Source organism: Geodermatophilus sp. URMC 65, assembly GCF_053502545.1.
In genome coordinates this window covers 441,766-467,173 of record NZ_CP199954.1, presented here as the reverse complement: position 1 = coordinate 467,173, position 25,408 = coordinate 441,766, and the positions used below count along the sequence as shown (strand labels likewise).

General features: G+C 74.3%; 25 protein-coding genes. 22 read left to right on the top strand and 3 right to left on the bottom strand.

The genetic code is table 11. The features are described 5' to 3' along the window. The first annotated feature begins 55 nt into the window (after nt 1-55). From ACWIX7_RS02185 to ACWIX7_RS02175, 3 genes are all read left to right on the top strand, one after another. Nucleotides 56-2,389, top strand: coding sequence for a lysylphosphatidylglycerol synthase domain-containing protein (locus ACWIX7_RS02185; protein WP_448619994.1), 2,334 nt, complete (start codon nt 56-58; stop codon nt 2,387-2,389). Between the two features lie 158 nt (nt 2,390-2,547). Continuing rightward, nucleotides 2,548-3,996 carry a DUF222 domain-containing protein gene (locus ACWIX7_RS02180; RefSeq protein ID WP_448619993.1) on the top strand — a complete coding sequence of 483 codons (1,449 nt, stop codon included), beginning with the start codon at nt 2,548-2,550 and terminating at the stop codon, nt 3,994-3,996. Between the two features lie 186 nt (nt 3,997-4,182). Then, nucleotides 4,183-4,629 carry a hypothetical protein gene (locus ACWIX7_RS02175; RefSeq protein ID WP_448619992.1) on the top strand — a complete coding sequence of 149 codons (447 nt, stop codon included), beginning with the start codon at nt 4,183-4,185 and terminating at the stop codon, nt 4,627-4,629. A gap of 39 nt (nt 4,630-4,668) precedes the next feature. On the opposite strand, the gene ACWIX7_RS02170 is transcribed toward ACWIX7_RS02175, so the two are convergent. Further along, complete coding sequence (locus ACWIX7_RS02170; RefSeq protein WP_448619991.1) at nt 4,669-4,962, bottom strand: hypothetical protein; 294 nt, start codon at nt 4,960-4,962, stop codon at nt 4,669-4,671. 137 nt (nt 4,963-5,099) lie between these two features. Here ACWIX7_RS02170 and ACWIX7_RS02165 point away from each other — a divergent pair, with 137 nt between their 5' ends. From ACWIX7_RS02165 to ACWIX7_RS02125, 9 genes are all read left to right on the top strand, one after another. Further along, nucleotides 5,100-5,762, top strand: coding sequence for a prepilin peptidase (locus ACWIX7_RS02165; RefSeq protein ID WP_448619990.1), 663 nt, complete (start codon nt 5,100-5,102; stop codon nt 5,760-5,762). A gap of 180 nt (nt 5,763-5,942) precedes the next feature. Continuing rightward, nucleotides 5,943-6,188, top strand: coding sequence for a Flp family type IVb pilin (locus ACWIX7_RS02160; RefSeq protein WP_448619989.1), 246 nt, complete (start codon nt 5,943-5,945; stop codon nt 6,186-6,188). Between the two features lie 98 nt (nt 6,189-6,286). Beyond that, nucleotides 6,287-6,682, top strand: coding sequence for a TadE/TadG family type IV pilus assembly protein (locus ACWIX7_RS02155; RefSeq protein ID WP_448619988.1), 396 nt, complete (start codon nt 6,287-6,289; stop codon nt 6,680-6,682). Then, nucleotides 6,670-7,635: a pilus assembly protein TadG-related protein gene (locus ACWIX7_RS02150; protein WP_448619987.1), complete on the top strand. Its 966-nt coding sequence runs from the start codon at nt 6,670-6,672 to the stop codon at nt 7,633-7,635. The genes ACWIX7_RS02155 and ACWIX7_RS02150 overlap by 13 nt, the downstream gene beginning before the upstream one ends. 9 nt (nt 7,636-7,644) lie before the next feature. Then, nucleotides 7,645-8,379, top strand: a complete 735-nt coding sequence (gene cpaB, locus ACWIX7_RS02145) for a Flp pilus assembly protein CpaB (protein WP_448619986.1) — start codon at nt 7,645-7,647, stop codon at nt 8,377-8,379. Beyond that, complete coding sequence (locus ACWIX7_RS02140; protein WP_448619985.1) at nt 8,376-9,566, top strand: AAA family ATPase; 1,191 nt, start codon at nt 8,376-8,378, stop codon at nt 9,564-9,566. Before cpaB ends, ACWIX7_RS02140 begins: the two co-directional genes overlap by 4 nt. Nucleotides 9,567-9,594: 28 nt before the next feature. Continuing rightward, nucleotides 9,595-11,001: a CpaF family protein gene (locus ACWIX7_RS02135; protein ID WP_448619984.1), complete on the top strand. Its 1,407-nt coding sequence runs from the start codon at nt 9,595-9,597 to the stop codon at nt 10,999-11,001. After that, a complete protein-coding gene (locus ACWIX7_RS02130; protein ID WP_448619983.1) occupies nt 11,001-11,933 on the top strand; it encodes a type II secretion system F family protein in 933 nt (310 codons plus the stop codon). The genes ACWIX7_RS02135 and ACWIX7_RS02130 overlap by 1 nt, the downstream gene beginning before the upstream one ends. Beyond that, nucleotides 11,933-12,823, top strand: a complete 891-nt coding sequence (locus ACWIX7_RS02125) for a type II secretion system F family protein (protein WP_448619982.1) — start codon at nt 11,933-11,935, stop codon at nt 12,821-12,823. Before ACWIX7_RS02130 ends, ACWIX7_RS02125 begins: the two co-directional genes overlap by 1 nt. An 83-nt stretch (nt 12,824-12,906) precedes the next feature. Here ACWIX7_RS02125 and ACWIX7_RS02120 read toward each other — a convergent pair whose 3' ends face one another. Then, a complete protein-coding gene (locus tag ACWIX7_RS02120) occupies nt 12,907-13,251 on the bottom strand; it encodes a hypothetical protein (RefSeq protein ID WP_448619981.1) in 345 nt (114 codons plus the stop codon). A gap of 150 nt (nt 13,252-13,401) precedes the next feature. Here ACWIX7_RS02120 and ACWIX7_RS02115 point away from each other — a divergent pair, with 150 nt between their 5' ends. From ACWIX7_RS02115 to ACWIX7_RS02085, 7 genes are read left to right on the top strand one after another with little or no spacing between them, the layout of a single operon-like run. Further along, a complete protein-coding gene (locus ACWIX7_RS02115; RefSeq protein ID WP_448619980.1) occupies nt 13,402-14,535 on the top strand; it encodes a baeRF2 domain-containing protein in 1,134 nt (377 codons plus the stop codon). Nucleotides 14,536-14,545: 10 nt separating this feature from the next. Further along, nucleotides 14,546-14,803, top strand: coding sequence for a DUF2795 domain-containing protein (locus ACWIX7_RS02110; RefSeq protein ID WP_448619979.1), 258 nt, complete (start codon nt 14,546-14,548; stop codon nt 14,801-14,803). Between the two features lies 1 nt (nt 14,804). Continuing rightward, complete coding sequence (locus tag ACWIX7_RS02105; RefSeq protein WP_448619978.1) at nt 14,805-15,035, top strand: hypothetical protein; 231 nt, start codon at nt 14,805-14,807, stop codon at nt 15,033-15,035. Beyond that, entirely contained in the window at nt 15,032-15,421 is a 390-nt protein-coding gene (locus ACWIX7_RS02100) for an acyl-CoA thioesterase (RefSeq protein ID WP_448622119.1), read from the top strand. The genes ACWIX7_RS02105 and ACWIX7_RS02100 overlap by 4 nt, the downstream gene beginning before the upstream one ends. Then, the gene (locus ACWIX7_RS02095) at nt 15,418-16,317 is read left to right on the top strand and encodes an alpha/beta fold hydrolase (RefSeq protein ID WP_448619977.1); all 900 of its coding nucleotides are present in this window, start codon (nt 15,418-15,420) and stop codon (nt 16,315-16,317) included. Before ACWIX7_RS02100 ends, ACWIX7_RS02095 begins: the two co-directional genes overlap by 4 nt. A 32-nt stretch (nt 16,318-16,349) precedes the next feature. Then, nucleotides 16,350-16,799, top strand: coding sequence for a cupin domain-containing protein (locus ACWIX7_RS02090; protein WP_448619976.1), 450 nt, complete (start codon nt 16,350-16,352; stop codon nt 16,797-16,799). Nucleotides 16,800-16,828: 29 nt separating this feature from the next. After that, nucleotides 16,829-17,254: a ChaB family protein gene (locus ACWIX7_RS02085; protein WP_448619975.1), complete on the top strand. Its 426-nt coding sequence runs from the start codon at nt 16,829-16,831 to the stop codon at nt 17,252-17,254. A gap of 6 nt (nt 17,255-17,260) precedes the next feature. Here the strand turns inward: ACWIX7_RS02085 and ACWIX7_RS02080 are convergent, their stop codons facing one another. Further along, nucleotides 17,261-17,683: a hypothetical protein gene (locus ACWIX7_RS02080; protein WP_448619974.1), complete on the bottom strand. Its 423-nt coding sequence runs from the start codon at nt 17,681-17,683 to the stop codon at nt 17,261-17,263. A gap of 605 nt (nt 17,684-18,288) precedes the next feature. On the opposite strand from ACWIX7_RS02080, the gene ACWIX7_RS02075 reads away from it, so the two are divergent. The 3 genes from ACWIX7_RS02075 (at nt 18,289) to ACWIX7_RS02065 (ending at nt 25,408) form a co-directional block, all read left to right on the top strand. Beyond that, nucleotides 18,289-19,236, top strand: a complete 948-nt coding sequence (locus tag ACWIX7_RS02075; protein WP_448619973.1) for an SIR2 family NAD-dependent protein deacylase — start codon at nt 18,289-18,291, stop codon at nt 19,234-19,236. Next, entirely contained in the window at nt 19,233-22,829 is a 3,597-nt protein-coding gene (locus ACWIX7_RS02070; protein WP_448619972.1) for a WD40 domain-containing protein, read from the top strand. The genes ACWIX7_RS02075 and ACWIX7_RS02070 overlap by 4 nt, the downstream gene beginning before the upstream one ends. A 623-nt stretch (nt 22,830-23,452) precedes the next feature. Further along, nucleotides 23,453-25,408, top strand: coding sequence for a CHAT domain-containing protein (locus tag ACWIX7_RS02065; RefSeq protein WP_448619971.1), 1,956 nt, complete (start codon nt 23,453-23,455; stop codon nt 25,406-25,408).

Here is a 25,408-nt window from a genome sequence, read left to right as displayed (position 1 = left end):
AGCGGACGCACGACCCGGCGCAGCGGCGCGGCCGGGACCTGCGAATACTGGCCGGGTGACGGAGGGGGGCGCGGACCGGCGGACGTCGTTCTGGCCGCGCACCCGGGTCCGCCGTCCCGCCGACGGCGTCGCGCTGGCGCTCGCGGCCGGCGCGCTGCTGCTCATGGTCCTGCTCGCCCTGCAGGCGCCCCAGGTGCCGGCCGCCGGCGCCGACCTCGCCGACACGGCCCTCGGCGGACTGCCCCGCACCGTGCTCTCCATCGCCAACGGGGTCGCCTCGCTCGCCGTGCTGGCCGTCCTCGGAGCCGTCCTGCTCGACGCGCTGCGGAGGCGCCGGTTCGCGGTCACCTCCGCGGTCCTCGCCTGTGCCCTGGCGCTGGGTGCGGGGGAGGCGGCGGAGTGGCTGCTGGGCCGGCAGGACCTGCTGGGGACGGCCGAGGACGCGGCGGTCACGCCGATCGCCGCCGCCGTCGGCCTGCTCGTCGGGGCCGACCTGCAGCGGCGCCCGCGGTGGACGGCGCCCGCCCGGGTGGTGCTCGGCGCGGCACTGCTGTGCGCCCTCGCGCTGGGCAGCCTCACCCTGCTCAGCGGGGCGGTCGCCCTCCTCGCCGGGACCGCGGCGGGCCTGCTCGTCCGGGTGCTGGTCGGCGTGGTGCCCGCGCGCCCGGACGAGGGACGGATCCGCGCGGTCCTCGCCGCGGCCGGACTCCCGGTGGACGAGCTGTGCCCGCTGTCGCACCCGGCCGAGAGCCTGCGCTACGCCGCCACCTCGCCCGGCGGTGTCCTCGAGGTGACCGTCGTCGACCCCGACCGCCGCGGCGTCTCGCTGGCCCGCCGCGGGGTGTCGCTGGTGCGGCTGCGGTCGTCGGTCGTCGGCCGGCCCGCCCTCACCCTGCGCGGCCAGCTCGAGCGGGAGGCGCTCTGCGCCGGCATCGCCCGAGCGGCCGACGTCCCCGCGCCCACGGTGGTGACGCTGCTGACTGCGGGGCCGGCCCTGCTGTCGGTGACCCGGCCGCTAGCAGGCACACCGCTCGCGGACGCGGACGGCGAGGTCCCCGGGGTGCTCCGGGCCGCCTTCGCCGCGCTCCGGCGGGTGCACCGGGCCGGGGTGGCGCACGGCGCGCTCAGCCCGCAGTCCGTGGTCCTGCTGCCCGACGGCCGGGTCGGCTTCACCCGGTGGCGGTCCGCGCAGCCGGCGGCCAGCGAGCTGCAGCGCGAGCTGGACGTCGTGGCGCTGCTGGTCACCGCGGCCGCGCACGGCGGCGTCGAGGCGGCGGTGGCCGCGTTCCGCGACGGGTACGGGTCCGGGGCGCCGGCCGGGGCACGGCTGGCGGCGCTGGCCCAGCCGCTGGTGCTGCCCCCGCCCCTGCGTGAGGCGGTCCGCCGGACATCGGTCGTCGGCGACCTGCGCACCGCCCTCGCCGGGCCCTCCGGGGCGGCTCCGGCCACGGCGCCGCGACTCGAGCGCATGCGGCCGCGGACGATCGTCACGGTGCTGGCGGCGACCGTCGCCGCGTACGTGCTGGCCTCCCAGCTCTCCGATGTCAGCCTCGCCAGCACGCTGAGCGGGGCCCGCTGGCAGTGGCTCGCGGTCGCGGTCCTCGGCTCGGCGGTGACCTACGTCGGCGCGGCGCTGGTCTTCCAGGCCTTCGTGCCCGTCGACCTGCCCCTGGCCCGCACCACGTTGGTGCAGGTCGCAACGGCCTTCGTCACGCTGGTGACCCCGCCGACCGTGGGGCACGTCGGGCTCGGCATCCGCTATCTCCACCGCGCCGGCGTCCCGCTGGCGACGGCCGCGGCCAGCGTCGCCGTGAGCCAGGCCGTCACCGTCGTCGTGACGGTGGTCCTGCTGCTGGTGTGCAGCTGGGTGAGCGGCGTGTCCGCGTCCCGCCCGACCCTCCTGCCCAGCGGCGAGGTGCTCGTCGTCCTGCTCGTGGCGACGGCGGTGCTCGTCGTGGTGGCCATGCTGCCGCCGACCCGGCGGCTGCTGCACCGCCGCGTGGAGCCGCTGCTGCGCCAGACGCTGCCCCAGCTGCTCGCCGCACTGACCCACCCGCGCCGCCTCGGGACGGCGGTGCTCGGCATCCTGTTGCTCAACGGCGGCTACGTGCTGGCGCTCGACGCCTCGCTGCGCGCCTTCTCCGCGTCGCTGTCCTTGCCGACGCTCGTGGTCGTGTACCTGGCGGCGTCCACGATCGGGTCTGCGGCGCCCACCCCCGGCGGGCTCGGGGCCGTCGAGGCCGCCCTCGTCGGCGCCCTGACGGCGACGGGTGTGCCGGTGACCGCCGCGCTCACCGCCGTCCTCGCCTTCCGGGCGGCGACGTTCTGGCTGCCGGCGCCGTTCGGCTGGCTCGCCTTCCTGGTGCTGCAGCGCAGGCAGCAGATCTGAGCTCGGCCCGGCGGCCTACCGGCGACATCCTGGCGCTGCAGCACCGTTTCGGCTGGCTCGCTCCTCGGGCGCTGCAGTGCCGACACCAGGTCCGGGCTCGACTCTGACCTGCACGTTCCTCTTGCCTGGGCAGTCGGTTCGAACATATGATCGAACGCATGGACGGTGGGACGGAGGCCAGCACCGTGGGTGCTGCTGCGCCGTCGGTCGGGTGGGCGTCGGGGCCGTTGGGGGAGGTGCAGGCGGCGGCGCGGGAGATGAGCCGGCAGGCGGCGGTGCGGGTGCGGGCGGTGACGGCGTTCGCCGCGACCCGGCCGGCGAGCACCGACCGGGCGCAGGGTGAGCGGGGCGCGATGTCGGCCGAGCGGTGGGCGGCGCGGCCGGAGGTGTTGCGGCCGGTGTCGGAGTGGGCCGCCCAGGAGCTGGCGATCGCGCTGGACGTCACGGTGCACGAGGCCGAGGCGGAGCTGGCGCGGTCGCTGACGCTGGTGGGCCGGTTGCCGCGGGTGCTGGACGCGCTGGAGGCCGGGGTGCTGCACCCCGATCACCTGTGGTGCCTGCTGGAGCACGTGGCGCCGATCGCCGACGACGCGTCACGGGCGAAGGTGGAGGCCGACGTGCTGGCGTGGATGGCCGCGCGGCACCGGGTGACCACGCCGGCCGTGCTGGGAGATCGGGTGCGCCGGGTGGTCACCCAGCTCAACGCCCGGGATGTGGCGCGGGCGCTCGAGCGGCGGGGGATCTCGCTGCGGGAGGATCGCACGCCGGGGCTGTCGGTGGTGACGCTGGTGTGCAGCACGCCGGAGTCGCAGGCGTTCCACCGGGCGCTGGGGGCGTATGTGCACGCCCTGGCCCCCGAGCCGGGGGACACCCGCACGCGGGGGGAGAGGCTGGTGGACTGCCTGATGGACATGGTGCTGCGCCCGGGGGAGGGGGAGGTGCCGCCGGTGCAGGCGCTGCTGACCATCGTGGCCTCGGTGCACAGCGCGCTGGGTGGGGACCAGCTGGGGGAGGTGGACGGCACGGCGGTGCCGGCGGAGATGGCCCGCCAGCTGGCCCGCGCCTTCGCCGGCCTGGACCCCGTCACCGAGACGGCCGCCGCCGACGAGCCGGCCACCGGCGACACCGCCAACGGCGACACCGCCACCGAGGGCGCCGTCGGCGCGGCCGGTGAGGCCGGCGCCGCAGAACCGGTCGACGTCGAGGGCGATCCGATCGAGCGGGCGGCGCGGGAGTTGAGCGGCGCCGACTTCGACCGGTGGCTGGACGAGCTGGTGCGCGCGGGTTTCGGCGACGACCCGGCCCCCGCCACCGATCACCCGGACGGGCTCCTGGGCGAACCGCCGGATCCGGCCGGGTGGGACGCCGGCCCCTGGCACGACCCGTGCGAGTGGCTCGACACCCGCGGCCACGAGCTGGCCGACCCCGATGCCGAGGACCCGCTCCCACCGCACGCCGACACGCCCGCGGCCACTCCCGGTGCCGGCTGGTGGGCCACCCGCCGACCGCGCGGTGGACGACGCCGGCGCGGCGGTGCACGCCGCCCGCCTGGCGCTGGGCGCGGCCGAGTGGAGGGTGCGCACCGCGCAGCGGGCCGACGCCGCTGACGGGGCCGCCTGGCGGGCCGGCACCGCCGGGCGGGTCACCGCGGCCGAGGACGCGCTGGCCGCACCGAGAGCCGCGGCCGGCGCGACGCGGCTCTCGGTGCGGCCCGGGACGGCGGAGCTCGCCCCGCCGGCCGCGGGAAACACCACGGGGCGTTCCTGGGCGCGGTCTCCTCGATCTCCACCGACGTGCGCACCTCGTTCTCGCTGAGCTCGATGCCCACCGGCGGCGGCACCTACGTCTACGTCACCGGCCGGCGGGTCTCCGCGGGCAACGAGTACCGGGTGCTGGCGAAGGTCATGGCCGACGGGAGGGTGTCGCTGACGCTGTCCCGGCTGGCCGGGGGCGTGGAGGGCTGGCCGGGTGGCGAGGTCGTCGTCCCGGGCCTGACCTACACGCTGGGGATGCGCCTCGAGGTCCGGGTCCGGGTGTCCGGCGCCGGCAGCACCGACGTCGCCGCCACGGTGTGGGCGGCCGGCACCGCAGAGCCCACGACGCCGCACCTCGTGCGCGCCGACGCCACCGCGGTCCTGCAGGCGCCGGGCGCGGTCGGCATCTCGGCCTACCGGCCCGGCAGCGCCACCGCGGCGACGGCGGTCCGGGTGCTCGGGTTCGAGGTGACCTCCGGGCGCTGAACCCGGCGCCGCCGTCCGCTCCACGGCCGGCCGGTCCGGTCAGAGCGCCAAGAACCAGCCCAGCGCGCCCGCCACGACGCCGACCACCAGCAGCACGGTGGCGGCAGCACGGTCGAACCGGTTGCCCAGCAGGGAGTCCAGCAGGCTGGTGAGCTCACCGAGCCGGACGGGAGCCTCCCGATCGCGTCCCGCCGCGTCGCCGTCGCGCCAGCGACGCAGGGCGGAGCCGGTGCGACGGGCGTCTGCGACCAGCAGCGCCAGGCCGGTGACCTGAGCGAGCAGCGCCACGGAGAAGCAGACGACGGCCAAGGCGACCTGCGCGGTCTCGCTCATGCCGCCGAGCGTGCCGGAAACACCGATCGGGTGGGACGAGGGACCCGTGCACCGCTCAGGCTGACGACGCACCACCTCCGCGCCCCGGACCGGTGGTGTTCCCGCGCCCGCGGGCCCGGCCGTGTCATCGTCGCCCCGTGCTCACCGCCCTCGCCCTGTTCTCAGGGGCTGCCGCCGGGGTGCTCGTCAACCGCACCGCCGGGCGCTTCCCCTGGCCGCCGGGTACCGGCGCCCGGGAGCTGTTGAGGCCCGGACCGGTCGCCGTCCGCCCGCCGGTGGTCGAGGTCGCGACCGCGCTGCTGACGGCGCTCACCGTGCTGCGCACCGGGCTCTCCTGGGAACTGCCGGCGTTCCTGCTGCTGGCCGTCGTGGGCGTGCTGCTCGCCGTGGTGGACCTGCAGCACCGGCTGCTGCCCAACCGCGTGGTGCTGCCGGCGCTCGCCGCGGGGACGGCGCTGCTGCTCCTCGCGGCCCTCGCCGACGGAGCCTGGGACGCGCTGCTGCGCGCGGTGCTGGGCGCCGCGGCCCTGTTCGCGGTGTACCTCGTCCTCGCGCTCGTCTCGCCCGGCGGCCTGGGCATGGGCGACGTGAAGCTGGCCGCACTCCTCGGCCTGTACCTGGGCTGGCTCGGCTGGTCGGCGGTCGTGCTGGGCGCACTCGCCGGCTTCGTCGTCCAGGCCGTCGTGGCGCTGGGCCTGCTGGCGACCCGGCGGATCGGGCTGCGCGGCGAGCTGCCGTTCGGCCCGGCCATGCTCGCCGGCGCCGCTCTCGTCATCGGCGGGACCGCGCTGCTGCCCTGAGATCCGGCCACCCGGAGTGACTCCCGCGACGGAGCGGTCACCCGAGCAGGTGGACGCGGTCCGCCGACCGGGTGGACGGGGCTCAAGCCGGGCATCCGACGGTTCGACACCCCCTGGCAAGTGCCGCGACGTCGGGTCGCCCGACCCGGACCGGCCGGCACCGTCCCCCAGGGAGTCCCCGTGCTCAACCTCGTCACCAACCCGCTGGCCACCATCATCACGCTCTACTCGCTCGCCGAGGAGCGCCTCGAGCGCGAGGAGAAGGGTGCGACCGCCGTCGAGTACGGCCTCATGGTCGGCCTGATCGCCGTCGCGATCATCGGCGCGGTCATCTTCCTGAGCGACCAGCTCGAGGCCCTCTTCAACAGCATCGGCGGCGACCTGGAGGACGCCGCCACCACCCCGGCCGCCCCCGCCGCCGGCTGATCCCTCGCGTCCTCCACGGCGCAGCGGCCCCGTCCCCCCGGGGCCGCTGCGCCGCGCCGCACCCGGACGACGACAGCAGGAGAGGAGGTGGGGGAGGAGTGCGCACCCGACTGCGCGACGAGGACGGCGCCAGCGCCGTGGAGTTCGCGTTCATCGTGCCGCTGCTGCTCGTCCTGGTGCTCGGCATCGCCGAGTTCGGGCACGCGTTCCAGGTGCAGGGCACCCTGTCCGCGGCCGCCCGCGAGGGCGCCCGGGTCATGGCCCTGCAGAACGACCCCGCCGCGGCGCGCGCCGCCGTCCGCGACGCCGCCCCCACCCTCGACCCGGCGGTCACCGACGCGCAGATCACCGTCGCGCCGACGGCCTGCCCGCTCACCAGTACGACCACCACGAACGTGCGGGTGACCGTCGTCTACCCGATGCCCTTCCTCACCGACTTCTTCGGCGCGGACATCGACCTGACCGGGACGGGGGTCATGCGGTGCAACGGCTGAAGAAGGGTCCCCCTGCACTCCGGCGCCGGCTCGCCGGCGAGCGCGGCGGCTCCGCGGTGCTCCTGGCGCTGCTGATGGTGCCGGTCCTCGGCTTCACCGCCATCGCCGTCGACGTCGGGGCCCTGTACGCGGAGAAGGCCCGGCTGCAGACGGCGGCCGACGCCGCGGCCCTCGCCGTGGCCCGCGACTGCGCCCGCGGTTCCTGCGGCGACATGCAGGCCACGGCACAGGCGCTGGTCGACGCCAACCTCGGCGACGCCACGGCCGCTCCGCCGGTGCTCGCCGGCGACCCGCTGCGCGTCACGGTCACCGGCAGCACGCCCACCGAGCACTGGTTCGCGCCGGTCATCGGCCACGACTCGACGCAGGTGTCGGCCAGCGCGACCGTCGCCTGGGGTGCGCCGGACGGCGGGACGGCGATGCTGCCGCTGATCTTCTCCTGGTGCGAGTTCCAGGCCCAGACCGGCGGCGGCCTGCCCTCGACCACCACCGAGCGCACCATCGAGCTGCCCAAGAAGTCCGACACCGGTTGCACCGGGCCGTCGAAGATGTTCGTCCCCGGCGGCTTCGGCTGGCTCACCACGGACGGCGGCACCACCTGCCGGGCCACCAGCCGGGTGGGCGACCGGTTCACCTCCGAGCCGGGCAACAACCCCTCGCAGGGCTGCGACACCGACGACGTCGCCGCGCTGGTCGGCCGGACCGTCCTGCTGCCCATCTTCGACGAGGCCGGCGGCACCGGCAGCACCGCCTGGTACCACGTCTACGGCTACGCCGCGTTCAGGATCACCGCCTACCACTTCGGCGGCCAGTACGACGCCGGCAAGCCGTGCAAGGGCGAGGACCGCTGCATCCGCGGCTACTTCACCCGCTTCGTCGACGCCGGCGACTCCTTCACCTACGGCCCCGGTGCGCCCTCCCTGGGTGCCTGGGTCCTCCGACTCGTCCGATAGGGGCCCTCGTTGAGACGCCGACTGCTCGCCGCCCTCGCGGCGCTGGTCCTCGCCGCCCTCGGCACCGGAGTGCTGCTCGCCTACGTGCGCGGCGCCGACGCCCGCGCTCTCGCAGGGGTGCAGACCGTGGACGTCCTCGTGGTCCACCGGCCGGTCGCCGAGGGGACGCCGGGGGAGGAGCTGGCCGAGCTGGTCCGCACCGAGCGGCTGCCGGCCAGGGCCGCGGTCCCCGGCGCCGTGACCGACCTCGACGAGCTGGCCGGCCGGGTCGCCACCGTCGACCTGCAGCCGGGCGAGCAGCTGCTCGCCGCCCGGTTCGCCGCGCCGGAGGACCTCTCCGTGCCCGGCACCGTCGCCCCGCCCGAGGGAGCCGCGGAGGTCAGCCTCCTGCTCGAGCCGCAGCGCGCGGTCGGCGGTCGGCTGGCGGCGGGGAACACCGTGGGCGTGCACGTCTCGCTCGACGGGCAGACCGACGTCGTCCTGAGCCGGGTCCTGGTCACCCAGGTGCAGGGTGCGCCGGTCGCCGTCGCGGACGGCGAGGGGACCGACACCGCCTCCTCCGGCGGTGCGGCGCCCTCCGCCAGCCTCATGGTCACCCTCGGGCTGCGCCCCGAGGCGGCCGAGGCAGTCGTCTTCGGCATGGAGCACGGCACCGTCTGGCTCTCCCTCGAACCCGAGGGCGTCGACACGTCCGGCACCGAGGTCCTCACCCCGGCCAACGTCTACGACAAGGACTACTCATGAGTCGCGTGGTTCTCGGCGCAGCCGACGAGGAACTCGTCCTTCGCGTCAAGCAGGCGACCGACGGCGACGTGCACGTGCTGCCCGCCGGCCGGCTGCCCGCCGACCCGGCCCGGCTGTTCGAGCAGCTGGTCGACGGCGAGCTGCCCGAGGTCCTGCTGATCGGCCCGCTGGCGCCGCCCTCGGAGGTCTTCTCCCTGGCCGCCCGGCTCGACGTGCAGTGCCCCGGCATCAGCGTCGTCCTGATCGCCGACCCGGCGCCGCAGACCTGGCAGGAGGCGATGCGGGCCGGCGTCCGCGACCTGCTCCCGCCCACCGCGGACGCCGGTGAGATCCGCGCGGCCGTCGAGCGCGCCGGCTCGGCCGCGGCCGGACGCCGGAGGGTGCTGCGCCCGGTCGAGGAGACCGCCCGCTACACCGGGCGGGTCATCACCGTGGCCTCCCCGAAGGGCGGCGTCGGCAAGACGACCGTCTCGGCCAACCTCGCGATCGGCCTGACCGCGGCCGCGCCCCAGTCGACGGTGCTCGTCGACCTCGACGTCCAGTTCGGCGACGTCGCCTCCGCACTGGGCCTGACGCCCGAGTACGCGCTGCCCGACGTCGCGCACGGCCCGGCGGCCGAGGACACGATGGTGCTCAAGACCTTCCTCACCCAGCACCCCAGCGGCCTGTACGCGGTGTGCGGCGCGGAGTCCCCGGCCGCCGGCGACACGGTGAGCGCCGCCGACGTCAGCCGGCTGCTCACCTCGCTGGCCCGCGAGTTCCGCTACGTCGTCGTCGACACCGCGCCGGGGCTGTCGGAGCAGACGCTCGCCGCCCTCGACCGGGCCACCGACGTCGTGATGCTCAGCAGCATGGACGTGCCCGGCGTCCGCGGCCTGCGCAAGGAGCTCGACGTGCTCCGCGAGCTGTGCATGATCCCGGCCGGCCGGCACGTGGTCATGAACCTCGCCGACCCCAAGGGCGGGCTGTCGGTGCGCGACGTCGAGACGGCGATCGGCACCGGCGTGGACGTCGTCGTCCCCCGCTCGGCCGCGGTGCCGGTGTCGACCAACCAGGGCGTGCCGATCGTCGCCGGCGGCCGCAAGGACCCGGCGGCGAAGGAGCTGCGCCGCCTGGTCGCCCGCTTCGCCGCCACCCCGATCGTCAAGCCCGGCCGCTACCGGGCCAAGCACCGGGCCGCGTCGTGACCGCCGCCTCCGTGCACCGGGCGGCGTCGTGAACCTCGCCTCCCGACTCGCGGCGGCCCAGGGCCGGCACGCCGCACCCGAGGCCGACGCCCCCACCCCGCTCCCGGCACCCCGGGCCGCCACGCCGGTGGCCGTGCCGCCGCCCACCGACGCGCTCACCCGGCTCAAGGACCGCGTCGCCAAGGCGCTGTTCGAGCGCATGGGCAACCGGATGAACGACCCGTCGCTGTCCGAGGAGGCGCTGCGCACCATCGTCCTCGGCGAGCTCGACGAGGTGGTCGAGGAGGAGCGGGTCCCGCTGTCGGCCGAGGAGCGCGCCCGGCTGACCGCCGAGCTCGCCGACGACGTCCTCGGTTACGGCCCGCTGCAGCGGCTGCTCGACGACCCGACCGTCACCGAGATCATGTGCAACGGCCCGGACGCGGTCTACGTCGAGCAGGAGGGCCGGCTGGTCCGCACCGCCGCCCGGTTCACCTCCGAGGAGCACCTGCGCCGGGTCATCGACCGGATCGTCTCCCGGGTGGGACGGCGGATCGACGAGTCCTCGCCGTTGGTCGACGCGCGGCTGGCCGACGGCTCCCGGGTCAACGCGATCATCCCGCCGCTGGCGTTCAGCGGGTCGACGCTGACCATCCGCAAGTTCGCCAAGGACCCGTTCACCGTCGACGACCTGATCGGCTTCGGCACCCTCTCGCCGGAGATGGCCGAGCTGCTGCGCGCCTGCGTCGAGGCCCGGCTCAACGTGATCGTCTCTGGCGGCACCGGCACCGGGAAGACGACGCTGCTCAACGTGCTCTCCTCCTTCATCCCCGAGGGGGAGCGGATCGTCACCATCGAGGACGCCGTCGAGCTGCAGCTCCAGCAGGACCACGTCGTCCGGCTGGAGTCCCGGCCGCCCAACATCGAGGGCAGGGGTGCGATCACCATCCGCGACCTGGTGCGCAACTCGCTGCGGATGCGCCCCGACCGGATCGTGGTCGGGGAGTGCCGCGGTGGTGAGTCGCTGGACATGCTGCAGGCGATGAACACCGGCCACGACGGCTCCCTGTCGACGGTGCACGCCAACTCCCCGCGCGACGCCATCGCCCGGCTGGAGACCCTGGTGCTGATGGCGGGCATGGACCTGCCGCTGCGCGCCATCCGCGAGCAGATCGCCTCGGCGGTCGACGTCGTCGTCCAGCTGACCCGGCTGCGCGACGGCACCCGACGGGTCACCCACGTGACCGAGGTGCAGGGCATGGAGGGGGAGACGGTCACCCTGCAGGACGCCTTCCTCTTCGACTACTCCGCAGGCGTGGACGCCGCCGGCCGCTTCCTCGGCAAGCCGGTGCCCACCGGTGTGCGGCCGCGGTTCACCGACCGCTTCGACGAGCTCGGCATCCGGGTCTCGCCGCGCGTCTTCGGCACCGTCGAGCCGCGGCGGGGGTGGTCCTGATGCTGCTCGGCGCCGGCCTGCTCGCGGTCACCGGCGCGCTGCTGCTGCTCGCCCTCGTCGTCCTCCCAGCAGGACCGCGGCGGGTGCCGCTGTCCCGGCTCGACCCGGCCGTCACCCCACCGGCGTCCGCGCTGGCCGGCGCCTCCGCCGCCGCCGGCGCCGCGGTGGAGCGGGTGCTCGTACGGCGCGGGCTGGTGGCCCGCGGCACCGCCGCGCTGGAGCGGGCCGGGGTGGCGACCGCGCTGCCGGACGTCGTCCTGCTGGTGGGCCTGGGCGCCGTCGTGCTCGGCGCACTGGGCCTGCTGCTCGGTGGGGTGCTGCCCGCGCTGCTGTTCGCGGCGCTGGCCCCGCTGGGCACGAAGGTGCTGCTCGGGCTGCGGCGGGGACGGCGGCAGGCGGCCTTCGCCGACCAGCTCGACGACTCGCTGCAGCTGATGGCCTCCAGCCTGCGCGCCGGGCACAGCCTGCTGCGCGCGGTCGACTCGGTGTCGCAGGAGGCCGCGGCCCCGACCGCGGAGGAGTTCGCCCGCATCGTCAACGAGACCCGGGTGGGCCGCGACCTCGGCGACGCCCTCGACGAGGTGGCCGAGCGGATGGCCAGCGACGACTTCCGCTGGGTCGCGCAGGCGATCGGGATCCACCGCGAGGTCGGCGGCAACCTGGCCGAGGTGCTCGACACCGTCGGCCACACCATCCGGGAGCGCAACGCCATCCGCCGTCAGGTCAAGGCGCTGTCGGCCGAGGGCAAGCTGTCCGCGGTCGTGCTGATGGCCCTGCCCTTCGGCATCGTCGCGTTCCTCATGGTCAGCAACCCGGCCTACCTGGCCCCCTTCACCACCACCCTGGTCGGCTGGTGCATGACGGCGACGGTCGTCGTCCTGCTGGTCGTCGGCGGGCTGTGGCTGAAGAAGACCGTGGCGATCCGGTTCTGATGCTGCCCACCCCCGTGCTCGCGGCCGCGCTGGCCGTCTCGCTCGCCGTCCCGCTGCTGGGCTGGGCGCTGCTGGCCCGCCCGCAGGACGCCGCCGCCCGCACCCGGGCCAACCTCACCCGCGGCCTGGACCTGCCCGGCGCGGCCGCCGCCCGTCGGCGGGCCTGGCTGCTGCCGCGCCTGGCCCGCGCGCTCACCCCGGCCGGCACGGTCGCCCGGCTCAACCGGCTGGCCGGCGCGGCGGGGCGTCCGGCGGACTGGCCGGTGCCCCGGCTGGTGGCGGCCAAGCTGGTGCTCGCCGTGGTCGCCGCGGCGCTCGGGGTGCTGGTGGTGGCGGCCCGCCCGGGTCCGCTGACCGTGCTGATGGCCGTCGTCGTGACCGGGGTGGCCTACGTCGTCCCGGAGCTGCTGCTCTACAGCCGCGGGCAGGAGCGGCAGCAGGCGATCGCGCTGGAGCTCGCCGACACCCTCGACCAGATGACCATCGCGGTGGAGGCCGGCCTCGGCTTCGAGGCGGCGATGGCGCGAGCCGGGCGCAACGGCCGCGGCCCGCTCGCCGAGGAGCTGGTGCGCACGCTGCAGGACATCGCCGTCGGCCAGCCCCGCCGCGAGGCATACCTGGCCCTGGCCGAGCGGACGGCGGTGCCCGACCTGCGCCGCTTCATCCGCGCCGTGGTGCAGGCCGACGCGTACGGCGTCTCGATCGCCGACGTGCTGCGCACCCAGGCGGCCGAGATGCGCCTCAAGCGCCGGCAGCGGGCCGAGGAGAAGGCGATGCAGATCCCGGTGAAGGTCATCTTCCCGCTGATCCTCTGCATCCTGCCGACGCTGTTCATCGTGCTGCTGGGTCCCGCCGTCATGGACATCGCGGAGGCCTTCGGCGGGGAGTGACCTGTCGAGATCACGCGATCTCGCACGCCAGGAGGGCCTGGGGCGCGCGAGATCGCGTGATCTCGACGGGCGTCGTCGGACGCTCAGCCAGTGCTGCGGGGCTGCGCGGGGTTGGTCGGATCGCCCTGGGACGGCGGGTTCATCACCGGGCCGGTCGTCGCCTCGGAGACCTTCGAGCCACCCGCGGCGTGCACCGGGTCGTCGGCGGCCGCGGCCGCCGGATCGCCGCCGGAGGGCTGGGCGCCCTGGCGCAGCGCGCTGAGCCGGTTCTCCATGATCGTCACCACCTGCAGCCGGTTGGCGTGCGCCCGCTCGTACTCGAGCACCGTCTCCAACCCAGCGGCGTCCAGGGTGCGGATCCGTGAGGTCAGCCCCTCCACCGGGAGGTGGTCGTAGTCGGGCAGCGGCAGCTGGTCGTGTTCGGTCATGGCCGACCGCCTACCCCTGCCCCGCGGATCCGACACCGGGTGTGAGGGCACGGCCGGTGGGTAGGCGGCGGAGGCGGTCAGCCCGGGTCGCAGCCCCGCGACCCGAACCGCCGACCCGACCCACAGCGATCGAGGAGTGGTCCCACCCCCATGGACGTGTCCTTCCTGGAACCGGTCTTCACCGCCTCCGGGCCCTACGCCACGGTGTGCGCCGACGTCACGCACACCACCGAGAACGCCGACACCGAGGTGGAGCTGCGGGTCCGTGCCCTCGCCGAGCAGCTCACCGACCAGGGGGCGCCGGAGGCCGTGGTGGAGGCGGTCCGCAGCCGGCTGCTCGAGGCCAACGAGGGCGGGGACGTCGCCACGCTGCGGGGTCGCGCGCTCGTCGTCGCCGCCGACGGCACCGTGGTCCTCGACCAGCCGCTCGTCGACGCACCGCGGCGGGAGGTGGCCGAGTACTCGCCCGCGCCCGACCTCATGCCGATCCTGCGGCAGCTGCCCGGGCGGGTGCCACACATCGTCGTGATCGCGGACCGGGTCGGGGCCGACATCTCCGTGGCCACCCTCGTCGGCCGGCCCGAGATCGAGGACGAGGTCGAGGGCGACAGCTTCCAGATCCGCAAGTTCCAGGGCGGCGGCTGGGCTCACCACCGGTACCAGCACAACAGCGAGAACAAGTGGGTCCACAACGCCGACAACGTTGCCGAGCGCATCGCCTCGCTGGTGCGCCGGCTGCACCCGCACTTCGTGCTCCTCGCCGGCGACGTGCGGGCCCGGCAGATCCTGAGCGACCGGGCCAGCGACCTGTGGTCGGAGCTCGTCGTCTCCATGGACGAGGGCGGCCGGGCCGCCGGTGCCGACCGTGAGCCGGTCGACCAGCGGACCGCCGAGCTCGTGGCCGAGCACGAGGCCCGCGAGGAGGCCGACGCGGTGGAGAAGATCGAGTCCGCGGCCGCGCACGGCCTGGCGGTCACCGGCACCGCGTCGGTCGTGGAGGCCCTGCGCAAGGGCCAGGTCGAGACGCTCGTGCTCGCCGACCAGCCGGACGACGAGAAGCTGCTGGTCGGGTCCTCGCCGCTACTGCTGGGCACCGAGCAGGGCGACATGGACGCCCTCGGCGTCCAGGAGGTGCACTCGGTGCCCGCCGACCGCGCCCTGCTCGCCGCTGCGGTGGCCAGCAGCGCCGGCGTGGTCGTCGTCCCCCGGGCGGCGATGCCCGGCGACATCCCGGTGGCCGCGATCCTCCGCTACACCGACAACTCCACCCCCCAGGCCCAGTGAGGAGCCCCCGATGACCGACCCGCACCAGCCCGCCACCTCACCCGGCACCTCCACCGGCGACGTCGAGCGCCGCGCCGCGCTCGCCGAGACCCTCGGCAAGGAGGTGTGGCCGGCCGACAAGGACGCGCTCGTGGCCAAGGCCCAGGAGGGCAACGCCCCCGACCGCGTGCTCTCGGACCTGCACCGGCTGCCGTCCGGCCAGCAGTTCGACAACGTGCAGGACGTCGCCCGCGCCCTGGGCATCGGCACCGAGCAGCAGCGGTTCTGAGGTGACCACCAACAAGGAGCCCAGCCCCGAGGCGCTGGCCAACGTCACCGAGCACAACGTCCACACGCGGGCGGACCTGCTGCCCGAGGAGGAGGAGCTGCGCGGCAGCGGCATGGAGGAGGTCGCCGCCGAGGTGATCCTGGCCGAGTCCGAGGAGCGGACCGTCCACCCCGACCCGGACGACGCCCAGGGCGCCCACCGGCGCTCCGAGGACACCGCGGACCTGCCCTGAGCGCCCCGCACGAGCACGCCGTCCAGCTGCGCTGGTCGGATCCGGACTCCCTCGGCCACGTCAACCACGCCCGCGCGCTGAGCCTGATCGAGGACGCGCGGCTGGCGATGGCCGAGGGAGCGCCGGGGGACCGGGGGCTCATCCTGGCGCGGCTGGAGGTCGACTACCTGCGCCAGCTGTACTACCGGGTGGGCGAGCGGCTGTGCGTGCGCAGCCGGGTCACCCGGCTGGGCACGAAGTCGCTCACCGTCCGGCAGGAGCTGGTCCAGGACGACGCCGTGGCCATCCGGGCCGACGTCGTCATGGTGGCGTTCGACTTCGCCACCGACACGAGCCGGGCGATGACCGGCGACGAGCGCGCCCACTGGAGCCGGTTCCTGACGTGACCTTCTTCGCCGGGTTCGAGGAGCGCCGGGTCGACGGGGCGGACGGCGTCCGGCTGCGGGTGCGGGCCGGCGGCGAGGGCCCACCCGTCGTCCTGCTGCACGGGCACCCGCGTACGCACACCACCTGGCACCAGGTCGCCCCGCTGCTGGCCGCGGCCGGGCACAGCGTCGTCTGCCCGGACCTGCGCGGCTACGGGCGGTCGTCGACGCCGCCGACGACGGACGACCACGCGCCCTACTCCAAGCGCGCCATGGCGCGCGACGTGGTCACGCTGATGCGGGGCCTCGGGCACGAGCGGTTCGCCGTCGTCGGGCACGACCGCGGCAGCTACGTCGCGCTGCGCACGGCCCTCGACCACCCCGGTGCCGTCACCCACCTCGCCGTCCTCGACTGCATCCCGATCGTCGAGCACCTCGACCGCGCCGACGCCCGCTTCGCCACCGCCTGGTGGCACTGGTTCTTCTTCGCCCAGCCCGACAAGCCCGAGCGGGCCATCGGCGCCGACCCCGACGCCTGGTACGGCGCGCTGGCCTCCGGGAAGGCGGCGCAGATGGGGGAGGAGAACCACGCGGACTTCCGCCGGGCGATCGCCGACCCCGCCACGGTGCACGCCATGCTCGAGGACTACCGCGCCGGCCTGACCGTCGACCGCGCCGCGGAGGAGGCCGACCGGGCCGCCGGACGGCGGGTCGCCTGCCCCACGCTGGTGCTCTGGTCCGCCCGCGACGACCTCGAGGACCTGCACGGCGACCCGCTCGCCATCTGGGCGCACTGGACCAGCGACCTGCGCGGCGGCGGCCGCATCGACAGCGGCCACCACGTGGCGGAGGAGGCCCCCGAGGAGCTGGTCGCGGCGCTGGTCCCGTTCCTGGCGTGCGGAGGGAGGGGTCGGTGACGGGAGGAGGCAACCCGGCGTAGCGTCCCCGCATGGCCGCTCCCTTCGCCGTGGACCACGACAGCGGGGAGCGCCTGGAGTTCTGGGGGACGACGATCGTCGTCCGCGCGTCCGCGGACACCACCGGTGGGGCGTTCACCCTCTTCGAGGAGGAGACGCCGGTGCTGGACACCTCGCGCCACGTCCACCGGGAGACCGACGAGCTCTACTACGTCATCGAGGGCGAGCACGTCTTCGTGTGCGGGGACCAGGAGTTCACGGTGGGTCCGGGCGGGACGGTGTTCCTCCCGCACGGCGTGCCGCACTCCCACCGGCGCGTGGTCCCGCTGACCGGCCGGCTGCTGTGCTCGACCTCGCCCGCCGGTTTCGAGGGCTTCTTCCGGGTCCTCGCCGAGGCCAGCCGCACCACTGCGTCGGCCGGCGAGGCCTACGAGCGGGCGTCGGAGGAGCACGGCGTCACCTGGCTGGGGAACGGCGACTGACGCCCACGGGCGGCGGGTACCGCCAGGTCATGCCGAAGACGACGAAGAGCGGGGACGCCAGGACCGACGAGATCCCCAGCACCCTGCAGCGCTCGGACGGGAAGGCGCAGCGCACCTTCGCCAAGGCCCACGACTCGGCGATGGACTCCTACGACGACGAGCAGCGGGCCAACCAGGTCGCCTGGGCCGCGGTCAAGCACACCCACGAGAAGGTCGGCGACCACTGGGAGCCGAAGGACCACAAGGGCCCGAGCGACGCGCAGGCCGAGGGCGGGCGGGACACGAACCGCGAGACCAAGGGCGGCGTCGACGCCAACGCCACCAAGGAACACCTGATGGACGTCGCCAAGCGGCTCGACATCAGCGGCCGGTCGAAGATGAGCAAGGACGAGCTGGTCGACGCCATCCAGAAGGCCAACGACAAGGCGACGGCCGCAGCGCGGGAGAAGAGCTAGACCGGCCTACTTGATCGGTCGACCCGAGTCGTCCCGTGCCCGCGGGATCGCGTCCTGCACCAGGCCGACGGTGCCGAGGAGGGCGACCACCGCCGCTGCGGCCCACAGGAACGGGTAGAGGTCCCTGTCGCTGTGCCATGCCGAGACGGCGAGGGCCGCTGCTCCGACCAGGAGCGCCACGCCGAGCACGATCCCGACGACGTCCGGTCGCTTCCTGTCCTCGTCCTCGACGATGCGTGCGACTTCGGCGTCCAGGTGCGCCAGCATGCGCTCGTACGCGGCGCTGTCCGGCGGCAGTTTCGCGAGCAGGTCTGCGTCGCTGACCAACCGACCGCGGCGACCCTTGACCGCGCCCCGGAGGAGTTTGGCCACGGCGCCCACCAGCGGGATGGCCGCCAGCACGACCTTGGACCAGTCGTCCGGGTCCACTACGGGTGCTCGACGGACGGGCGCCGGCTGGTGTGGCCGCCACCGGCAGATCGCGCCATGGGGGAGGTGCCCACGAACGGACTCTAGCGACCCCGCCACACGCCCACGCCGCTTCCGCTGCGCCGGGATCAGCGGCGCGACGGTTCTCCACAGCTCGTCGGACACCAGCCCGGTGCCTGGGCGTTCGCCCACGGTCGGACAACATCCTGCTGGTCAGCCCCCATCGACGTGAGAGTTCTGGGTGAGTGGGTCCTGGCGGGTCCACGCGGGAATCGACACGGTGACTCGTCGCCTGCTGCACCAAGGTGATGGCTGGGAGTACCGGGAGAGCTCTGCGCCGTCAAGAAACGCCGTCCTAAGAAGGCGCTGCAGTCACCATCGCATTAGTAGCGGGCTGCGTCACTCTGTGTTCAGCATGAGGTCGGATGACCCGTGCTCGGACGGAGGTGTCTCAGTGGACCGCGCCCGCATCCCGAATCCGATCGCGGTTCGTGTGGATCGTTGGCGTGACGCCGAGCTGTCGAACGCCCGGGAGTGCCAGGGTCACGCGGGCGCCCCGACGCGGGTGCGAACGCGAACGGGTGACGACAACGGGACGGCGCTGCATGCCTGACGACCCGGCCGACGTCTACAGGCTCATCGCCAAGCGACTGCTGAAGGGCAAGGTCGTCCCGGTGCTCGGCGCGGGGGTGAACCTCTGCGAGCGGCCTCCGGATGCCGTCTTCGAGCAAGGCCGCTATCTGCCCAGCGGGCGGGAGCTGGCCTCGGTGCTGGCGAGGGACTACCCGCTGATCAAGACGCGGGACCTCGCCCAGGTGGCCCAGTACATCGCCGCTCTGGCCGGTCAGGGGCCGCTCTACGAGGAGCTCCACGACGTCTTCGACGCCGACTATCCCCCCACCCGTCTGCACCAGTTCCTCGCCCGGGTGTCCCGGCACACCCGGGCGGCGGGCCGCGGCGGCATGCTCCTCGTCACGACGAACTACGACGACTCGCTCGAGCGGGCCTTCGCCGAAGAAGGCGAGCCGTACGAGCTGGTCACGTACATCGCCGAAGGAAGAGATCGGGGTCGCTTTCGCCATTTCCGCGCCGACGGAAAGGTCACGGTGATCGACCGGCCCAACAAGTACAACGACCTCCGGCTCGACCGTTCCCCCGTCATCGCCAAGATCCACGGCGCCGTGGACCGCCGCAGCAATCTGGACAGCTTCGTCATCACCGAGGACCACTACATCGACTACCTCACGCGCGCAGATGTCGGTGGGCTCTTCCCCGTCCACCTCGGCATGAAGCTGAAGGCCAGCCATTTCCTCTTCCTCGGCTACAGCCTGCGGGACTGGAACCTCCGGGTGATGCTCTATCGGCTGTGGGCGGAACAGGAGGGCATGACGTACAACTCCTGGGCCGTCCAGGCTGATCCGGATCCCATCGACAAGTACGCATGGGACGAGCGTGGTGTCGACATCCTGTCCGTCAACTGCGAGCAGTTCATCGCCGCACTCGAGGTCGAGATCGAGAAGCTGCTCCGGGGTGACGGAGCGGAGGCGGCGTGACCAGCGCGACCCGACCTCCTCGGCAGTCGGCCGCCGAGGACGCCGTCCCGGACTGTCCGTACGTCGGGCTGCCGCCCTTCGACGAAGGCGATGCACCGTTCTTCTTCGGGCGCGAGAACGAGATCGACCTCATCGCGGCCAACCTGGTGGCGACACGGCTGACGCTGCTGTACGCGCCGAGCGGGGTGGGCAAGACGTCCGTCCTGCGAGCAGGGGTCGTACCGCGATTGCACCTGATCGGTGAGGAGGACGACGACCTCGGCCTGCGCCGCGCGGCCGTGGCCTACGTCAGCGACTGGAGCGGGCAGCCGCGCGAGACGGTGGCAGCAGAGCTCTGCCGGGCGCTGCGGGCGACAGGCGCGAGCGTGGACGGGCCGGCAACCGCAGAACCGCTGGTGACGTGGTTGCGCGGCCTCCCGGAACGGGCCAGCATCCCCGTGGCGTACCTGATCCTCGACCAGTTCGAGGAGTACTTCCTCTACCACCCGTGCGACGAAGGACTGCCCGTCGAGCTCGGCGAGGTCCTCACCGCTCGGGACCTCAACGTGCACGTCCTCCTGTCGATCCGCGAGGACGCCGTCGCCGCTCTCGACCGGTTCGAGGGCCACGTGCCGCGCCTGTTCCAGAACTACTTCCGGCTCGCCCACCTCGACCTCGAGTCGGCCCGAGCGGCCATCGAGGGCCCCCTGGAGCGCTACAACGAACTCGCCGCACCCGGCACGCAGATGTCCGTCGAGCCGGAGCTCGTCGAGGCCCTGCTCGAGGAGGTGCGCGCCGGCCGCGTGCAGGTCGGCGAAGAGGGAAACCTCCCCGATCGGCTCGGACCCGCGGACCGCACCGACATCGAGGCGCCCTATCTGCAGCTCGTGCTCACTCGGCTCTGGGAGGAGGAGCGAGCGCGGGGCTCGACGGCGCTGCGGCGGGACACGCTGACCGGACTCGGCGGTGCGCAGACCATCGTCCAGTCCCACCTGGACGCCGTGATGGCCGGCCTGTCCCCGCAGCAGGTGCAGGTGGCCGCCGCTGTGTTCCACCACCTGGTCACGGCGTCGGGGAGCAAGATCGCGCTCACGGCCGAGGACCTCGCCGCCTGGGCCAATTCGCCGCCCGACCGCGTCCGGGATCTGCTCGAGGCCCTGTCGTCGGGGCCCCGGCGCATCCTCCGCCCGGTCCCCCCGGCCACCGGTGCCGAAGGGCCGCCGCGCTACGAGGTCTTCCATGACGTCATGGGCGCCGCGGTCCTCGACTGGCGTCGCAGACACGTCGCCCAGGAGCAGCAGGCGGCTGCGGAACGCCAGATCGAGCAGGCACGGGCAGCGGAGAGGAGCGCCCGCCGCCGCCTGCACCGGGCGCGCGTGCTCGCGGCGGCCATGACCCTGCTGCTGGTCGCTGCCTCGGTGCTCGGCGTTGCCGCCTGGAGGTACGCCGTGAACGCCAACAAGGCGTCCGCTCTGGCTGCGGCACGGGAGCTGGGGGCCCATGCCGACCGCATGGTGAGCACCCGGCCGGATCTGGCCGTCCTGCTCGGCCTGCAGAGCCTGAGCCTGGCGCGCGGCCAGGACGAGGACCCTCCGCCCGGACTGATCACCGGGCTGGCCCAGCTCACCCACCGCACCACGTCGGTGCTCCGCGGCCACGCCGGGGCCGTGACCGCCGTGGCGGTCAGCCCGGACGGGGCGCTGCTGGCCTCCGCCGACGAGGACGCGACGGTGCGGGTGTGGGAGACCGCCACCGGCCGGCCGCACGGTGCGCCGCTGACCGGCCACGACGGCGCGGTGTGGGGCGTGGCGTTCAGCCCGGACGGCGCCCTGCTGGCCACCGCCGGCTCGGACCGGACGGTGCGGGTGTGGGAGACCGCCACCGGCCGGCCGCACGGTGCGCCGCTGACCGGCCACACCGGCGCGGTGCGGAGCGTGGCGTTCAGCCCGGACGGCGCCCTGCTGGCCACCGCCGGCGACCTGGCCACTGCCGGCGACGACGGATCAGTGCGGCTGTGGGAGACCGCCACCGGCCGGCCGCGCGGCGCACTGCTGACCGGCCACACCGGCGGGGTGACCGCCATGGCGGTCAGCTCCGACGGCGCGCTGCTGGCTACCGCCGGCGGCGACCGGACGGTGCGGCTGTGGGAGACCGCCACCGGCGAGCCGCACGGCGCGCCGCTGACCGGCCACACCGGCGCGGTGTGGAGCGTGGCAGTCAGCTCCGACGGCGCCCTGCTGGCCAGCGCCGGTGCCGACGGCACGGTGCAGTTGTGGGATTCCGCAACCGGCCGGCCGCGCGGTGAGCCGCTGGAAGGCCACAGCGGCGCGGTGCGGAGCGTGGCGTTCAGCCCGGACGGCGCCCTGCTGGCCAGCGCCGGTGAGGACGGAGCGGTGTGGCTGTGGGAGACCGCCACCGGCCGGCCGCACGGTGAGCCGCTGAAGGGCCACAGCGGTGCTGTGTGGAGCGTGGCATTCGGCCCTGACGGGACCTGGCTGGCCACCGCCGGTATCGACCGGTCGGTGCGCATCTGGGAGGTCGTCGAGACCTACACCGTCCGGCGGCAGCTGGCCGGTCCCTCCGGCACCGTCAGCAAGGTGGCGGTCAGCCCGGACGGCGAGGTGCTGGCCACCGCCGACGGCGACGGGACGGTGCGGCTGTGGGAGACCGCCACCGGCCGGCCGCGCGGTGCGCCGCTGACCGGCTCCACCGGCGCGGTGTGGAGCGTGGCGGTCAGCCCCGACGGCGCCCTGGTGGCCACCGCCAGCACCGATGGAACGGTGCGGTTGCGGGAGACCGCCACCGGCCAGGCGCACGGTGCGCCGCTGACCGGCTCCACCGGCGCGGTGACCGCCATGGCATTCGACCCCGACGGCGCCCTGCTGGCCACCGCCGGCGGCGACGGCACGGTGCGGCTGTGGGACGTGACCACCGGCCAACCGCGCGGCGCGCCGCTGACCGGCCACACCGGCGTGGTGACCGCCGTGACGTTCAGCCCCGACGGCGTCCGGCTGGCCACCGCCGGCGTCGACCGGACGGTGCGGCTGTGGGACACCCCCACCGGCCGGCCGCACGGCGCGCCGCTGGAAGGCCACACCGGCCCGGTGACCGCCATGGCATTCGACCCCGAGGGGACCTCGCTGGTCAGCGCGAGTACGGACGCGACGGTGCGGCTGTGGAGCACCACCACAGGGGAACCGGGCCGCGAGCTGGCCGGCACCCGTGGCCCGGTGGTGGGCGTGGCGTTCAGCCCCGACGGCGCCCGGCTGGTCAGCGCCAGTACCGACGGGATGGTGCAGGTGTGGGACCCCGCCACCGGGAGACTGCGCGGCGAGCTGGCCGGCACCCGCGGCCGGGTGGTGGGCGTGGCGGTCAGCCCCGACGGGACCTCGCTGGCCAGCGCCGGTACCGCCGGGACGGTCCAGGTGTGGGACCTGAACTGGTGGGAACGGTCGCCGGCGGACTGGGCCGAGGACGGCTGCCGGCTGGTCAACCGCAACCTGACCCAAGCCGAGTGGAGCCAGTTCGCCGGGGACCAGCCGTACCAGCGGACCTGTTCAGCACTCCCTCCAGGGCAAGGTGCCCCGGACGATGCCGGCGCCACCCGATACTGATCTGAGCTGCCCTCGTCCGGTGGCCGAGCGCAGGCGTTCGGTGTTGGGCCAGCGCACCCAGACTGCGGTTTCCGCTCGACGGCGGGCCGGCCGGGTCAGGACCGCTACCGGTCGATCAGCTCGGTCGTGCAGAGGCCGATGTCGCACCAGCGCCTGCCTCGTCGGGGTGCTTCCGCGGTGCCGCCATGACTCTCATCCCCCCGGCGGATGGAAGCCTCGATCAGAATCGGTGCACGACACAGAACTCGACATCAGCCACGAGACGCTGCGCGACTGGGGTGCCACCGCGGCGCGGCACGGTGGTGACCCAGCAGGTGACGTGGACGTGACGCACGAGTGATGGTCGTGCTGCCACCGTGATCGATGATCAGCTGAGGCGGATGCGACGGAGATGCCGCGGCCCCCCGGGGCCGTCGACCTCCGCGGATGGAGCGCTGATGACCGAGACGACCGTCAGCGGCCTGCTTGCCACCCCACCGGTGTCGTCGGCGGCACCGGCCGTGGAGCAGCCGCAGGGCAGTGCGCCGCTCCCGGTGGCTCCTCCGCTCCTCATCGACGTCGTCTGGGGTCATCTCGCGCGCACACCTGGGGACATACACGTCACGGGTCACTACCTCGGCGTCATGCCCACTGCCGCAGAGCGGGCCCTCGACGAGGCCATCTCGGTGCCCGGTGGCCGACAGCTCATCGCTGAGCACACTCGCCGTCGCTGGTTGGTCGGTGCTCTCGGGGAGGTCTCGTACTTCCCCGGGCACACCCCCGGAGGGACCGGCGACTCGCTCGTGGTCCGAGCCGCGGTGGCAGGCATGGGCCGCGTCGGCACCTTCAGCGAGAGCAACGCCGTGCGGCTGTACGCGTCGCTGGTCCGTGAGCTCGCGGGCTTGGCCTGCGTCGAGCACGCGGTCACCGTCCCCATCGGATCGGGGGCGGGCAATCTCTCCATCGACCAGGTCGCCCACGCGCTCGTCGTGGGGTGCGGTGAAGGACTGGCCGGCCTGCCGCCGGAGGACCGGCGCCTGCGGCAGGTGTCGGTCGTGGAGATGAACCGACTCCGGGCCGAGAAGCTGCACGCCGCCCTGACCGAGGCTGCACGCATCGAGGCGGCACGAGCAGAGGCAGCGCACGGACGCGAACGAGTCCAGGTCCTCCCTGAGATGGCCACAGCACCTGGTGGTGAGGTGGGGCAGGACGCCATCGTCCTCTACCTGGCGAGGTCGCTGCTGACCCGACTCACCCGACACCATGGGGACGAGTCGACCGGGCGGCTCCTCGATGACGTCCGCGCTGACCTCCCTGGAGAGATCAGGGACCAGATGACGGCGAAGCTGGAGGAACTGGCCTCCGAGCCCGCGCGGGTCGTCGACGTGCGACTGCGCGCGCCCGAGGACATCGATCCGCTGGTCAACGGCTCCCCCTCGGACGGCGCCGTGCCCACCAGGATCACGGCGCTCCAACCGAGAGACGCAGGTGGGGTGAGCTGGTCGGCACTGACCGCCCGGGCAACGGTGCCGGAGCGCGAGGTGCGCCTGGACCGCAACCTGCTGGGACAGCTGATCCGACGCCTGACCGCCCCGGAGGAGCGGGACGCCGAAGAGCTGCCGCACTTCCTGACCCGCTTCCTGGTGCCGCTGGACCTCCGGGCCTACCTGAGCGGTGATGCCCCCCTGATCGTCGAGGTCGATCCGCGGACAGCGCGGGTGCCGTGGGAGTTCCTCATGCCGGCCACCGACGCCGGGGAGAACCTCGAGCCGCTGGCTGTTCGACAACCGCTGGCCCGTCAGATGCGAACGACCTACGCGCGCACCGACATCGACGCCCCCGCGCCCCAGGAGATGCGTGCGCTGGTCATCGGTGACCCTGGGGGCGGGAACCTGAGCCTGAACGGAGCACGTGAGGAGGCCGTTGCCGTCGCGGCCGTGTTGAAGAGGCACGGCATCCGGGTCGAGGCCTACATCGGCAACGCCGACTCCCCGCCGACGGAGGAAGCGCGGCCCGCCACCAGGCTCGACGTGCTGGTGAAGGTGCTCACCGGTCGATACGACCTGATCCACTATGCGGGACACGGCGTCTTCGACCCCGGCAAGCCGGAGCTGTCGGGATGGCTGTTCGCCGACGGCCTGCTCACCGCGCGCGAGCTGACCCAGATGTCCCGAGCGCCTTGGCTCGTGATGGCCAACGCGTGCTGGTCGGCCGCCAGGCCGGACACCGGCAGCCTCGATGCGCCTGCCACGCAGCCGGCCCGGGGCCGCGAGGGTGAACTGGCGCCCGTGCTGGCCGACGAGTTCCTGCGAGTCGGCGTCGGTCACTTCATCGGAGCATCCTGGCGCGTGCCCGACGGGAGCGCCCGGGAGTTCGCCGTCCGCTTCTACGAACGACTGCTCGGAGAGGGAGAGGCCGCGCGGGAGAACGTCGGACAAGCCCTCCTCGAGGCCCGGCGGGAACAGTGGACCTCCTCCCGCAGACGGCCCCAGGCGACGCCGGAACAGCGGAACGCCTGGGCGGCTTACCAGCACTACGGCGACCCCGGTGACGGCCTGCGGACGCGAGTGCTCTCCAGCAGCGACGTCACGAGGGGTTGA

Coding starts and splice junctions, on each gene's coding strand:
- ACWIX7_RS02180 (WP_448619993.1), top strand. CDS start 2,548: ATGGACGGTGGGACGGAGGCCAGCACCGTGGGTGCTGCTGCGCCGTCG.
- ACWIX7_RS02170 (WP_448619991.1), bottom strand. CDS start 4,962: ATGAGCGAGACCGCGCAGGTCGCCTTGGCCGTCGTCTGCTTCTCCGTG.
- ACWIX7_RS02140 (WP_448619985.1), top strand. CDS start 8,376: ATGAGTCGCGTGGTTCTCGGCGCAGCCGACGAGGAACTCGTCCTTCGC.
- ACWIX7_RS02130 (WP_448619983.1), top strand. CDS start 11,001: ATGCTGCTCGGCGCCGGCCTGCTCGCGGTCACCGGCGCGCTGCTGCTG.
- ACWIX7_RS02125 (WP_448619982.1), top strand. CDS start 11,933: ATGCTGCCCACCCCCGTGCTCGCGGCCGCGCTGGCCGTCTCGCTCGCC.
- ACWIX7_RS02120 (WP_448619981.1), bottom strand. CDS start 13,251: ATGACCGAACACGACCAGCTGCCGCTGCCCGACTACGACCACCTCCCG.
- ACWIX7_RS02115 (WP_448619980.1), top strand. CDS start 13,402: ATGGACGTGTCCTTCCTGGAACCGGTCTTCACCGCCTCCGGGCCCTAC.
- ACWIX7_RS02110 (WP_448619979.1), top strand. CDS start 14,546: ATGACCGACCCGCACCAGCCCGCCACCTCACCCGGCACCTCCACCGGC.
- ACWIX7_RS02090 (WP_448619976.1), top strand. CDS start 16,350: ATGGCCGCTCCCTTCGCCGTGGACCACGACAGCGGGGAGCGCCTGGAG.
- ACWIX7_RS02085 (WP_448619975.1), top strand. CDS start 16,829: ATGCCGAAGACGACGAAGAGCGGGGACGCCAGGACCGACGAGATCCCC.
- ACWIX7_RS02075 (WP_448619973.1), top strand. CDS start 18,289: ATGCCTGACGACCCGGCCGACGTCTACAGGCTCATCGCCAAGCGACTG.
- ACWIX7_RS02065 (WP_448619971.1), top strand. CDS start 23,453: ATGCCCACTGCCGCAGAGCGGGCCCTCGACGAGGCCATCTCGGTGCCC.